Below are 12,975 nucleotides of genomic sequence, written 5' to 3' on the forward strand. Positions count from 1 at the left end.
TTACGGAAATCCGTAAAATTGTAGCCGCGAGTGGTTGTAATTTTACAGTCATTCATCAATCAAAAAACCGAGCAGTGCTTTTTACTCCTGCTTTCTTAGTGGAGGGCGAACTCTCGTGGAGTCACGAAGATCTTCCTGCTTTTCTAAAGAGCCTACACTAGGAAAAAATGGTTTGTCATTGAGATAATCCTCACTTTCTAGCACCCAGCTATTATGCTCAAACCATTGCCAGCTCACGCTCGCAAGGTCTACCTTAGGGTCAATCAATAATTTAGAACGGCGCCCGTTAATGCGTACTCTACAACGCACATAGATAGCCACATCTTCTCCTTGAGCAGCTTTAAGACGTTTTATATGCTGTGCAAATTGCCAGATCACATCTGGCTTAGAACGTATGTTGCGCTGCTGGTTTTTAGTAAGATATTCTTTGTGGTCTAGCGTTGTACGTTTTCCTGTTGCCTTGTCTTCTATCGTAAACTTTACGGTACCGCTTTTAGAACGTAGCATCATACGCCAGCTCAAGCGATGTCCTTCCTCACTCCACAGTACATTATCTGGTATAAAATGCTGGCGCAGTGGCAAACCTACTTGAAAGATAAAATACACGGCAAACACCGCTAGAAGGGCTCCTTTATACGTAGGTACTACGACATCGTCACTTGTGTTGTTATAATAAGGTTTCCACCTTTTTAAGAACATACGGTTTATGGTTTTTGGCTCAAAAAAGAACACGGTAAACGCCAGTGACATATAAGGGAAAATTCCAATTTGAAACACAAACGAGTTAAAGAGATGAAAGAAAATAGAGATAAAAAATGCCCACTTGCGCGTCTTTTTCCAAAGCAATGCTGGGATGATTAATCCGTCAAAAAGGATTCCTACATAGGCAATCACCCAGTGTGTCCACTTTTGTTGCAATACACCACCCACGAGCCAGTAATCTTTCTTACCACGCATTAATATTTCTGGCACCGTAGCATCTAGCCAGTCTGGATATATTTTGGCAACAGAGGCGTAGGTATAGACAATCCACAGTTGTACTATTATAAATAGTGTGACCCATCGTGGCATAGAGAGGTCTCTTACGCTTTCGCGAAAGCGTGCATCTAGTGAGAAAGATCTGTGAGCCGGCAGTATTGCCATAATCCAGAGCAATAACATCAAGAGGTAGTAGTGATTATTATATGCTGTTTTTTGCATAAAATACACTGTGCTCCACATAATCGCATAGCCTACAATGGCCACACGATACTTAAAACCTAGCATTACCATCACCCCAAAAATGCCCATTAACCCAAACCAAGCATACATTTGTGGCCCCGGGCCCGGGAATGTTTGTAAAAAGTCAAAGCCTATGAAGTTAAATGTAAAATCTGGCGCAACAAGTATGCGACGTACCCAGCCAGTAATGAGTGCTCCCCAAGCCTCACAAGTAATAAGAAAACCAAAAAACACTCTAAAAACGATGAGTGCGCTGTTATCTATTCTTGTAAAGAGTAGCTTGTTAATTCCCATTTGTTAAGCGTTTTGAGAATTTGATTTTTCTAGGTTTACTATGTAGTTACGAGAAAACGCTTCGTCAGTTTTCATCGCTGCGACAAGTTCATCTATAGTATCAAAGGTTTTTTCTTCTCTTATACGTTCTAGTAGTTGTATCTCCAGCTGTTGCCCATAGAGGTCTTCATCAAAATCAAAGAAGTAGGTCTCTATAGTTTGCTTCTCTCCTCCTACCGTAGGGTTTGTACCTATATTCATCATCCCGAATACTGGCTTACCGCTTATGATTGCTTTTGCTACATAAACGCCTTGTGCAGGGATGAGTTTATAATCTTCGGCTATTTCTAGGTTTGCAGTGGGGTAGCCTATGGTTCTACCTAGGCTTTTACCTTTTACCACAACTCCATTAAGCATAAAAGGCGCACTGAGATAACTATTTGCTAGTGCAACATTACCACTTACTAGTGCCTTGCGCACTTTAGTAGAGCTTATGGCTACATCTTCTAGTTCTTGTTTTGAGATTTCCTCTACCTCAAAGCCCAGCGTTTTTCCAAAACGCTTGAGATCTTCAATATTTGCATTACGATTACGGCCAAAACGGTGGTCATACCCTATAATCACTTTTTTTGCATTAAGGCTGTTTACCAGTATTTCTTCTACAAAAGTCTCTGCGTGATAACGAGAGAAATCTAGTGTAAAAGGATGTATTACCAGGTGATCAAGGTCTAAACTCTCAAGCAGTTGCTCACGCTCTGCAATGGTGTTTATAAGCTTGAGCGAGGTATCTTTTTGTAACACCATACGCGGGTGCGGAAAAAAAGTAAGTACGCACGACTCCCAGCCGTTTGCGCGGGCGCTCTCATTTATTCTGTTTATAATCTTTCTGTGACCTAGGTGCAAGCCATCAAAGGTGCCTATAGTCACCACGGTTCCTTTTTGAGAGGTAAATGTATGTGCGCTGTTATGAGTTTTCACTACTATTTTCCGTTGTAGGCGTTCATTGTATTATTTATCCCAGCTTTTACAAACGAGGCTATGACCTCGCTGGCTTTATCTAGTCGTTCTGGTAGTGCTGCGTTCTCGTCTGGTGTCCACTCACCTAGCACATAATCTACCTGCCTCCCTTTTGAAAACTGATCACTTATCCCAAAACGGAATCTATTATACTTAGTCGTATTGAGCTGTGCTTGCGTATCCTTAAGACCGTTGTGTCCTCCGTCTGAGCCTTTGGTTTTTACACGTATGGTTCCAAACTCTAGGTTAAGATCATCTGTGATAACTAGTAGGTTTTCTACAGGGACTTTTTCTTGTTGTAGCCAGTAGCGTATGGCTTTACCACTTAGATTCATAAAGGTATTAGGCTTCAGCAGTATTACTGTTTTACCTTTTACTCTGGTACGTGCGATGTCACCTAGCTTTTCGGTTTCAAAGGTGGTTTCTTGCGCTTTCGCGAAAGCGTCTACTACTTTAAAACCTATATTGTGACGTGTGTTTTCATATTTGGGACCAATGTTACCCAAACCAACGATGAGAAATTTTTTCATAGGGTCTACTGCTGCTTCATCTTCTTTAGATTTATTAAAAAGTCTTCCAAAAAAAGCGAGCATAGTTAGGAGTTTAATAGCAATGACAAGGTAATCGCTTTGTTATGGGATACCGATAGTCACTAATGTATAAAAATAAAAAAAGCATCTCGAAGAACGAGATGCTTTTGTATTTATAATTTATGAGATAAATTAATCTTCCTTTACAGCAGCTACATCGCTAGTCTCTGTTGATGGAACATCATCCTCATCCTCATCCTCATCGTCAACAACGGCAGTACGTGAAGTTCTCACTTGACATACAACTGTGTTGTCTGGGTGCATTATTGTTATGTTTTCTTGTGGAAGCTCTCCTATGTAAAGCTTGTTTCCAATCTTAAGGTTTGTAATATCTGCCTCAAGAAAATCTGGAAGATCTTTTGGAAGTGCTTTCACACGTAGTACACGGTTTGTTTTACGTAAAACACCTCCGTTACGAACACCTTTAGAGTTTCCTGTAAAGTGTACTGGGATGTTCATCGTCACTTCTTTACCATCAAAAATCTGGTAGAAGTCTATGTGTAAGATACGATCAGTTACCGGGTGAAACTGTATGTCTTGTAATATAGCTTGTACGGTTACACCGTCTAGCTCTATCTCTACAGTGTGCGCGTCTGGAGTGTAAACCAAATTTTTAAACGCTAGTTCTGGTGCGCTGAAATGTAGTGGCTCGTCCCCTCCGTATACTACGCAAGGTACCAGTCCAGCATTACGTAAGGCTTTTGTAGCTTTCTTGCCTACGCTTTCTCTTTTAGATCCTTGGATCGAAACTGATTTCATTGTTAAATAATTATAGTTAAAAAAAAAATATTACATAATAAACTTAGATGCGATACTTGTGTTACTATTAACACGGTGCATTACATCTGCAAAAAGTGGGGCGCAAGTTAATACCTTTACCTTATCACTTTTATGGTCTCTCGGGATTGAATCTGTTACTATCAATTCTGCCAGTTGACTATTTTCTATTTTATCATAAGCGTTACCACTTAATATGGCGTGTGTACATATGGCACGTACGCTTAATGCTCCTTTTTCCATCATTAGGTCTGCAGCCTTTGTAAGTGTTCCGGCAGTATCTACCATATCATCTACAAGTACTACGTGCTGTCCTGCTACACTACCTATAAGCTCCATATGAGAGATAACATTTGCCTTTGCACGTTGCTTGTAACAAATAACTACGTCACTCTCCATTGCTTTACTATATGCATAAGCTCTCTTACTACCTCCCATATCTGGTGATGCGATGGTAAGATTTTCTAATCCTAACCCCTTTAAATAAGGAAGGAAAATTGTACTTGCAAATAGATGATCTACTGGCTTCTCAAAAAATCCTTGTATTTGATCTGCGTGTAAATCCATTGTGATAATACGTGTAGCACCTGCTGTTTCTAGCAGGCTTGCCATAAGCTTTGCAGCAATAGGCACACGTGGCTTATCCTTACGATCTTGTCGCGCCCACCCAAAATAAGGTATCACGGCAGTAATGTGTCTTGCACTTGCACGCTTTGCAGCATCTAGCATTAATAACATTTCCATCATATTATCTGATGATGGCATCGTACTCCCTATAATAAAAACACGTGACCCACGTACAGACTCTTCAAAAGAAGGCTGAAACTCACCGTCGCTATATGTTGATGTGATTACGTTTCCTAATGGTTGCCCAAAAGCTTTTGCAATCTTTTCAGCCAGTGGCTTGCTTTGTTGACAAGCAAAAATCTTCGGTTGCGGTGCGGTAGCAGTCATTTATAATGAGTTACGGTTGTTATGTTTCCTCTAAGGAGGTGCAAAAATAGTAATTAAAAATGAGTGCAGCAGTACAAAAAGCGTGCTTTTGTGGTGGGTAGATAAAAATATTCTTTAATTTTGTGCTCTCAAAACAACTCAAGTTGTTGTTTCCTCTAGCCGAAATGGCGGAATTGGTAGACGCGCGCGACTCAAACTCGCGTTCCTTTGGAGTGTGGGTTCGATTCCCACTTTCGGTACAAGAAAGCCTTTATCTCACAGATAGAGGCTTTTTTATTGCTCCATATCTTTAAGCTGTATACTCAAGGCCTTGGTAGATAATTGCACCTCTATAAGCGACAGTATAAGAGAGGTCATAAGAGCAACCAGACTTACAGCAAACACTAGGTTTGCCCAGAAGGTGATATCTATATAAATAAGAAACATCGTTATCACCGCAAGTAGAAAGCTTACAATCGCCACCGCCTGCATATTTTTAATGATAGATAGACGCTTTCTTAACTTAGTTACTTGAAGCCGCACATCTTCAGAGCCTGTCTCTTGGTAAGAGGCGTGCAAGTTTCTAATAAGTGCAGCAATAGCGAGGTAGCGAGCGTTATATGCAAGCATTGTCAAAGAGATTGCAGGAAACAAAAGAGCCGGTATACTTAAGGTAAGATTCATATAGTAGTTACTTATCGTAAAGCTAAGAGATTGCACTACAATATAAAAACCCTAGACTTCTTAAAAATCTAGGGCTTTTAAAGCTAATTCAAATAATATATATCTAGTGACGGTCTGCAAATGTGAAAGCAGGATTTCTGAACTTTTTCATATGCAGTAATCTACCGTATCTTTCAAGATTGCGCTTTATGTTTTCGGTTGCCTGGTCATAATTAGACGGGCGATTTTTTACTGATGTGTTCATACTGTTTTGCTTTTTGATTTACATAAGAGACACGTTCTTTTTTTGAATGTTACAAATCTGATGCCAAAAGTTATTTATGTAATAAAAAAGAAGCATCCACAGCCACTTGTCTTTCACAAACCATTAACTAGCAGTCACAAAACCAGGTTAATAAATAAAATAAAAGCTACGCGCCTCCCTATCTTTATGATAGAAGAAGAGTAACTTCTTCAAAACAATTGATAAAGAAAAGCTTATAACATAACACTACTATTATGAAATCCATCATACTATTACTTACGACAGTCATCTCTTTTACAATGCTCTCACCAGAGATTAGTACGAGCAAAAAAGAAGTACTTACAGAAACGCTCACTTTTGATGCTTATGAGGGAGGTTACTTCTTCTTTACAGATGAGCAACAAGAACCTCTCATTCTTGTGAGCGATTCACAAGCAAGTATCTCACTTAAGAAGTTGCAAGCAAATGAAGTAACAGGCGAGAAGTTTAAAGTTAAGTACAAGAACACTGCGACAGAAGGTGAGACCTCAAACCAAGGACTACTTCTACACGTGATACTTGACTAATACATCTTCTCCCTTACCTTTACTAAAAACCCAATAAACTGTTGAAAAAGCCACTTCTAGAATTTACAGATAAGGGCATCTATTGCCCGCCCGCAAAGGTCTATCTAGACCCGTGGAAACCTGTAGATAAAGCCCTCATCACACACGGCCACGCAGACCATAGTCGGTGGGGACATAAACAGTACATCACTCACGAGAGCAATGTGCCTATTATTTCTCATAGGTTGGGTGATATTAATGTTTCTGGGGTACGCTTTCGCGAAAGCGTAAACATCAACAATGTAAAATTCACCTTTCATCCCGCTGGTCACATTCCTGGCTCTAGTCAGATACGTGTAGAACACAAGGGCGAAGTGTGGGTATTTACAGGCGATTATAAGACTGAAGTAGATGGTGTCTCTCAACCCTACGAACCCGTAAAATGCGACACTTTCATCACCGAATGCACCTTTGGACTCCCAGCCTTCAAGTGGACACCACAGGCCGAAGTAATGCACGATATAAATACCTGGTGGGCGCAAAACAAAGCTGAAGGGAAGTGCTCTGTACTTTTTGCTTACAGCTTAGGTAAAGCACAACGACTACTCAAACACCTTGATCCAAGTATAGGAAAGATACTCACACACGGCGCTATCGAAAAAATGACCGAAGTATTACGCCCTATGATTGATATGCCAGCAACAGAATTAATCACTAGAGATACCAAAAAGGAAGACTTTAAAGGAAGTATCGTTCTAGCACCACCAGCCACTCACGGCAGTACGTGGATACGCAAGATGGTGCCATATGCAACCGCTAGCGCTAGCGGCTGGATGGCTTTTAGAGGAGCACGTAGGCGTAGAGCAATAGATAAGGGTTTTGTGCTTAGTGATCACTGTGACTGGCCTAGTCTACTAGAAAGCATAGAAGCTACGGGTGCAGAAAAGATTATCTGCACACACGGATACACAGATATATTCTCACGGTATTTACGCGACTTAGGCTATGATGCTCGTACAGAAGTAACACAATATGAAGGCGAATTAGCCGAAGGAGATGCAAAAAAAGAGGAGGAGGAAACTAGCGTATGAAACTATTTGCAGCACTCATAAAAACCCTTGATTCTACAAATAAGACTAACGAGAAGGTAAAAGCCCTTGCGCATTATTTTAAGGAAGCGCCAGATAAAGACAAGGTGTGGACGATTGCCATCTTATCGCACCGTCGCCCTCCACGACCTGTAAACACAACCTTACTTAGGGAATGGGCAAGCGAGCTGGCTAACATCCCATTATGGCTTTTTGAAGAGAGCTATCACATCGTGGGTGACCTTGCAGAAACGATTGCACTTGTTGTACCCGCTGCTAAGGAGTCATCTGATAAGTCGCTTACACAGTTTCTGGAAGAAATGATTTCGCTTAAGCGAAAAACTGATGAAGAGAAAAAGGAACATCTCTTTGATAACTGGGCAAATCTAAATTATTATGAGCGCTTTGTATTTACAAAACTTATTACAGGAAGTTTTCGCATAGGTGTGAGTCAAAAGTTGATGACGCGCGCATTATCACAAGCGACAGATATAGAAGAAGATGTGCTTGCTTATAAATTAATGGGTGACTGGAAACCGCAAACTGTCACCTTTCACGATCTAGTTATCGAAGAAGATGCAAGTCAAGAGTTTTCTAGACCCTATCCATTTTATCTTGCCTATGCAGTTGAAGATGAACCTGCGGCGTTAGGTAATGTGTCAGACTTTCTTGCCGAACATAAATGGGACGGTATACGCTCACAAACTATTTTTCGAAATGGGGAGGTTTTTATCTGGAGTCGCGGTGAAGAGCTGGTGACAGATAAGTACCCAGAACTGGAGATTCTCAAAGAACACATACCAGACGGAACCGTCATAGATGGTGAGTTACTGCCTTTTTACAATGGCCAGATTGGTACATTTAATGATTTGCAAGCGCGCATAGGGCGTAAGACGGTGAGCAAGAAAATGCTCAAAGAAGTGCCTGTAATTATCAAAGCTTATGATATTCTAGAATGGGAAGGAAAAGACTTGCGTGAAACCGCTTTCGCGAAAAGAAGATCTATACTCGAATCGTTATATAGCAATATAACAGATAAAGGTCTGCCTATTGGTATTTCAGAGACAATGGAGTTTGATAGTTGGGAAGCGATGGCGCAAGAAAGAGAACGCAGTAGAGAGATGCGCTCGGAAGGATTAATGATTAAGCGCAAAGACAGCCCCTATCGCGTAGGTAGAAAAAAAGGCGACTGGTGGAAATGGAAAGTAGATCCGCTCACCATTGATGCTGTGCTCACCTATGCAATGCGTGGTCACGGTAGACGAAGTAATTTATTTACAGATTACACCTTTGGCTTATGGAATGAAGATAAAACCGAGCTCGTTACTTTTGCAAAAGCGTATTCAGGCCTCACAGATGCCGAGTTCAGAAAAGTAGACAACTGGATTAAAAAAAACACGTTAGAACGTTTTGGCCCAGTGAGATCTGTAACTCCGCATCACGTGTTTGAAATTGCCTTTGAAGGTATAGCGTTATCAAAAAGACATAAAAGTGGTATAGCCACGCGTTTTCCAAGGATGCTACGCTGGCGACACGATAAGAAGATAGAAGATGCAAATACACTAGAGGATTTGAAAGGGATGATTCCGAGCAACGAGGCCGAAGGGCAAGTTGTGAAGGAATCTCTTCCGCCCACAAAATAATAATGCAAGAAAGCAACATATAAATCTCCGCATAAGAGTAAGAACATTCGCAATATCAACTTCATTAAGATGCCATATTACACTTACATACTAACTAATAAGAATAAAACTGTTCTTTATGTAGGAGCAACTCGCAATCTTAAAATACGAATGGTTCAACATAAGACTAAATATTACCCCAAGTCTTTTAGCGCGCAATACAATTGCTACAACTTGATGTACTACGAATTATTTGAAACGCATAATGAAGTTCTCGCAAGAGAAAAGCAGTTAAAATCTGGCAATAGAAAACGGAAAATTTCATTAATCGAAAGTAAAAATCCTGACTGGTTAGATTTGGCAAGTTCCTACGCTTCGCTTGGAAGTGAAGATTATTTAATAAAAGAAATATGGTAAAAGGTGTATTTGGTTTGGTGGTTATTGGATCGCAACAGATTACTTCGCTGCACTCGTAATTATGAATAACAAAGAACTACTCGATATCGCAAATAACTGGTTCCAGTCGCAAGACTGGAAACCTTTTCCGTTTCAAAAACAAACGTGGAAGGCATTTCTTGCGGGTAAAAATGGATTGCTTAATGCGCCTACAGGTAGTGGTAAGACGTATGCACTTTGGTTTCCGGTGGTTCTTAATTACATCAAGAAAAATCCTGATTACAAGACCAAACATAAAAAAGGGCTAAAGGCCATTTGGATTACTCCGCTGCGCTCGCTGTCTAATGAGATTGAGCTTTCGGCTTCTCGCATCACACAAGATCTTGGCACACAGATGACGGTGGGAATACGCAATGGAGATACTCCACAATCTGAGCGTGCAAAGCAAAAGCGTTCTATGCCAGACTTGCTCATCACCACGCCAGAGAGCTTGATGCTTTTGATTGCTTCCAAAGGATATGAGAAGGTTTTTAAAAATTGCTCGGCTATAATTATTGATGAGTGGCACGAACTACTAGGCACTAAGCGAGGCGTCCAGATGGAACTCGCCTTGAGCCGATTGAAAACTGTTGCTTCAGATATGCGTATCTGGGGAATTTCGGCAACGATTGGTAATCTAGAGCAAGCTCGAGAAGTATTGCTGGGTTATGAGAGTAACGCTTTTCGCGAAAGCGTAATTATCAAAGCAAACATCAATAAAAAAATTACTGTTAAGTCTATCATTCCTGATGAGATGGAAACCTTTCCTTGGCGTGGTCATTTGGGATTGCATTTGCTGGAATATGTTGTACCCATCATTAATAAAAGTAAGACTACCTTACTCTTTACAAACACGCGCAGCCAGTGTGAAATCTGGTTTCAGCGCATTCTTGCGGCACATCCTGAGTATGCGGGAGAGATTGCAATGCACCACGGGAGTATCAATAAGGAGACGCGCACGTGGGTTGAGGGCGCCATTCGGAACGGCTCACTCAAGGCGGTGGTTTGTACTTCTAGCCTTGATCTAGGAGTAGACTTTGCGCCTGTTGAAACCATTATCCAAATAGGCGGCCCAAAGGGTGTCGCTCGCTTTTTACAACGTGCTGGGCGATCTGGTCACAGCCCTGGCAAAGAGAGTGTGATTTACTTTTTGCCTACGCACGCCATCGAGCTAGTAGAAGCCTCTGCCTTGCAACGCGCTGTAAAGGAAAATACGGTAGAAGATAGAATCCCGTATCTCAATAGTTTTGACGTACTGATTCAATATCTCGTGACGCTTGCAGTGTCCGACGGATTTTTGCCAGAAGATATCTGGCCCGAGATACAGACTACGTTTTGCTTTCAAGCAATGACAAAAGAGCAATGGGAATGGTGCCTTAATTTTATAACGATGGGTGCGCAATCCCTGCAAGCTTATGATGAGTATAAGAAGGTTGAGATTCTTGAGGACGGCAGATTTAAAGTAAATTCTCGTATGGTGGCAATGCGCCATCGCCTGCAAATAGGGACGATTGTAAGCGATGCAAATCTTGTAGTCAAATATCAAAAAGGTGGTTATATAGGCACCATAGAAGAGTTTTTCATCAGTAAGTTAACGCGTGGTGATGTGTTTACTTTTGCAGGTCGCAACCTAGAGTTTATCCGTATTAAAAATATGGAAGTGCACGTGCGTAACAGCTCAAAGAAAACGAACAAAGTTCCCTCGTGGATGGGCGGTAGGCTCACTTTAAGTAGCCAGATGTCGCAGCTGTTAAGGGAGGAACTGTATACTGGGAATTCGCTTTCGCGAAAGCGGTCTCTAGAGATTAATGCGCTAGAGCATATTTTTAGACAGCAAAAGGTAGAGAGCATCATCCCCAGTGATGAGCAACTGCTCATTGAGACTTTTAAAACGCGCGATGGCTATCATCACGTTTTTTACCCTTTTGAAGGTCGTTTTGTGCACGAAGCTATGGGCAGTTTACTTGGGTATCGCCTTAGTTTGCTAGACCCTATCACATTCTCTCTTGCCTTTAACGACTACGGTTTTGAACTACTTTCAGATCAACCCATAAACATTCAGCAGCTACTAGATAACGATTTATTTACGACGGCATATATGCACGACGACTTACAAAATAGTCTCAATGCTACAGAGATGGCAAGGCGAAAATTTAGAGACATTGCCGTGATTTCTGGGCTTGTTTTTACGGGTTTCCCAAACAAGCAAATCAAACAAAAACACCTGCAAAGTAGTAGTCAGCTGTTTTTTGATGTGTTTCGTGATTATGAGGCAGATAATTTATTATTTCAGCAGGCATTTACAGAGACTTTTGAGCACCAACTAGAAGAAGGCCGTTTACAACAAGCGCTTGAGCGCATAGAGACACAAGAAATTGTGTGGATGGATTGTGAGCAACCTACGCCTTTATCTTTCCCAATAATTACAGACCGCTTACGCGAAAAATTGAGTAGCGAAAAACTAGCCGACAGAATCAAGAAAATGACTGCAAAGTTGATGAAGAAAAAGAAATAATAGCCCTACGAAAGATTGCACTAGAAGTAAATATCTTGTGCTGTTCTAAAGGTATTTGCGTGCGCGTCAATAATTACTTTTATATCTGGAGAATAGCCGCCGCCCATACTACATTGCACGGGAATTTTTAAATCGAAACAGGTTTGTAATACAAACCGATCACGCTCTTTACAACCTTCTATACTACACCCCAATTTACCCAACTTATCACTCGCTAAAATATCGACTCCGCATAGGTAGAAGATGAAATCTGGCTGTTGTTCTTTAATGAGAGTTGGCAATGTTTTTTTAAGAATATCGAGATACTCTTGATCACCTGTATCGGTCTCTAATGCAATATCAAGATCTGAAATTTCTTTTCTAAAAGGGTAGTTTGCCTTACCGTGCATAGAAAACGTAAACACCGAATCGTCACCTGTGAAAATCTCTGCCGTACCGTTACCTTGATGAACATCGAGGTCTACAATGAGAATCTTTTTCGCAAGCTCGTTTGCTTGTAAATATCGCGCAGCAATCGCTTGGTCGTTGAGAAGACAAAACGCCTCTCCGTGATCTGTATAAGCGTGGTGCGTACCACCAGCAATATTCATTGCAATACCATTATCAAGCGCGTAGTGACACCCATCAATGGTGCCTTGAGTGATGATTAATTCGCGATCTACAAGTTCTTGTGAGAGCGGAAAACCGGTTTTTCGCTGTGCTCTAGGATCGATAGCTAGCGCTTTGAGATTCTCTACATATTCTGTAGTGTGACATCGTAAAATATGCTCGTGAGCTACCTGTACAGGCTCAAAAAAATTATGCTCATCGCAAGTACCTTCATACACTAACTGCTTCGGAAGCAAATCATACTTCTCCATAGGGAAACGATGTCCCTCCGGCAGTGGGTGTTTGTAAATGGGGTGAAATGCGATTTTGAGCATTAAGTATATTATAGTGAGTATACAAAGATACAATCACTCGTCATTTCGAGCTTGTCGAGAAATCACATAGGAGTAAGTGCATAAAAAAAGAAAGTGAGGAGCTACTCG

Annotated in this window: 13 protein-coding genes and 1 tRNA gene; 6 read left to right on the forward strand and 8 right to left on the reverse strand. The window is 41.1% G+C overall.

What is annotated here, in order from left to right; translation table 11 throughout:
- Positions 1-81: 81 nt before the first annotated feature.
- From I597_RS02320 to I597_RS02340, 5 genes are all read right to left on the reverse strand, one after another.
- Entirely contained in the window at positions 82-1,515 is a 1,434-nt protein-coding gene (locus I597_RS02320) for an HTTM domain-containing protein (RefSeq protein WP_081964989.1), read from the reverse strand.
- A gap of 3 nt (positions 1,516-1,518) precedes the next feature.
- A complete protein-coding gene (locus I597_RS02325) occupies positions 1,519-2,472 on the reverse strand; it encodes a bifunctional riboflavin kinase/FAD synthetase (protein WP_035325987.1) in 954 nt (317 codons plus the stop codon).
- A 2-nt stretch (positions 2,473-2,474) separates the two neighbouring features.
- Positions 2,475-3,104, reverse strand: coding sequence for an aminoacyl-tRNA hydrolase (gene pth / locus I597_RS02330; protein ID WP_035325988.1), 630 nt, complete (start codon positions 3,102-3,104; stop codon positions 2,475-2,477).
- A 129-nt stretch (positions 3,105-3,233) separates the two neighbouring features.
- Positions 3,234-3,860 (reverse strand): 50S ribosomal protein L25/general stress protein Ctc, encoded by a 627-nt coding sequence (locus I597_RS02335; RefSeq protein ID WP_035325990.1) that lies wholly within the window; start codon positions 3,858-3,860, stop codon positions 3,234-3,236.
- A 30-nt stretch (positions 3,861-3,890) separates the two neighbouring features.
- Complete coding sequence (locus tag I597_RS02340) at positions 3,891-4,832, reverse strand: ribose-phosphate pyrophosphokinase (protein WP_035325992.1); 942 nt, start codon at positions 4,830-4,832, stop codon at positions 3,891-3,893.
- Between the two features lie 158 nt (positions 4,833-4,990).
- On the opposite strand from I597_RS02340, the gene I597_RS02345 reads away from it, so the two are divergent.
- Positions 4,991-5,071: transfer RNA gene (locus tag I597_RS02345), tRNA-Leu, on the forward strand.
- Between the two features lie 34 nt (positions 5,072-5,105).
- Here I597_RS02345 and I597_RS02350 read toward each other — a convergent pair.
- Positions 5,106-5,495, reverse strand: coding sequence for a DUF2721 domain-containing protein (locus I597_RS02350; protein ID WP_035325994.1), 390 nt, complete (start codon positions 5,493-5,495; stop codon positions 5,106-5,108).
- 103 nt (positions 5,496-5,598) lie between these two features.
- Complete coding sequence (locus I597_RS14860; RefSeq protein WP_157496174.1) at positions 5,599-5,739, reverse strand: hypothetical protein; 141 nt, start codon at positions 5,737-5,739, stop codon at positions 5,599-5,601.
- Between the two features lie 254 nt (positions 5,740-5,993).
- On the opposite strand from I597_RS14860, the gene I597_RS02355 reads away from it, so the two are divergent.
- The 5 genes from I597_RS02355 (at position 5,994) to I597_RS02375 (ending at position 11,944) form a co-directional block, all read left to right on the forward strand.
- Positions 5,994-6,305 carry a hypothetical protein gene (locus I597_RS02355; RefSeq protein ID WP_035325996.1) on the forward strand — a complete coding sequence of 104 codons (312 nt, stop codon included), beginning with the start codon at positions 5,994-5,996 and terminating at the stop codon, positions 6,303-6,305.
- A gap of 41 nt (positions 6,306-6,346) precedes the next feature.
- Positions 6,347-7,375, forward strand: a complete 1,029-nt coding sequence (locus tag I597_RS02360; protein ID WP_035325997.1) for a ligase-associated DNA damage response exonuclease — start codon at positions 6,347-6,349, stop codon at positions 7,373-7,375.
- Entirely contained in the window at positions 7,372-9,015 is a 1,644-nt protein-coding gene (locus I597_RS02365; RefSeq protein ID WP_035325999.1) for an ATP-dependent DNA ligase, read from the forward strand. Before I597_RS02360 ends, I597_RS02365 begins: the two co-directional genes overlap by 4 nt.
- Before the next feature lie 69 nt (positions 9,016-9,084).
- Positions 9,085-9,411, forward strand: coding sequence for a GIY-YIG nuclease family protein (locus tag I597_RS02370; protein WP_052111835.1), 327 nt, complete (start codon positions 9,085-9,087; stop codon positions 9,409-9,411).
- A gap of 61 nt (positions 9,412-9,472) precedes the next feature.
- Positions 9,473-11,944, forward strand: a complete 2,472-nt coding sequence (locus I597_RS02375) for a ligase-associated DNA damage response DEXH box helicase (RefSeq protein ID WP_035326000.1) — start codon at positions 9,473-9,475, stop codon at positions 11,942-11,944.
- Positions 11,945-11,964: 20 nt separating this feature from the next.
- Here I597_RS02375 and I597_RS02380 read toward each other — a convergent pair whose 3' ends face one another.
- On the reverse strand, positions 11,965-12,867 hold the full coding sequence (locus I597_RS02380; protein WP_035326001.1) for a histone deacetylase family protein: 903 nt from the start codon (positions 12,865-12,867) through the stop codon (positions 11,965-11,967).
- Between the last annotated feature and the right edge of the window lie 108 nt (positions 12,868-12,975).

The sequence above is a fragment of the Dokdonia donghaensis DSW-1 genome, from assembly GCF_001653755.1.
Lineage (GTDB): Bacteria > Bacteroidota > Bacteroidia > Flavobacteriales > Flavobacteriaceae > Dokdonia > Dokdonia donghaensis.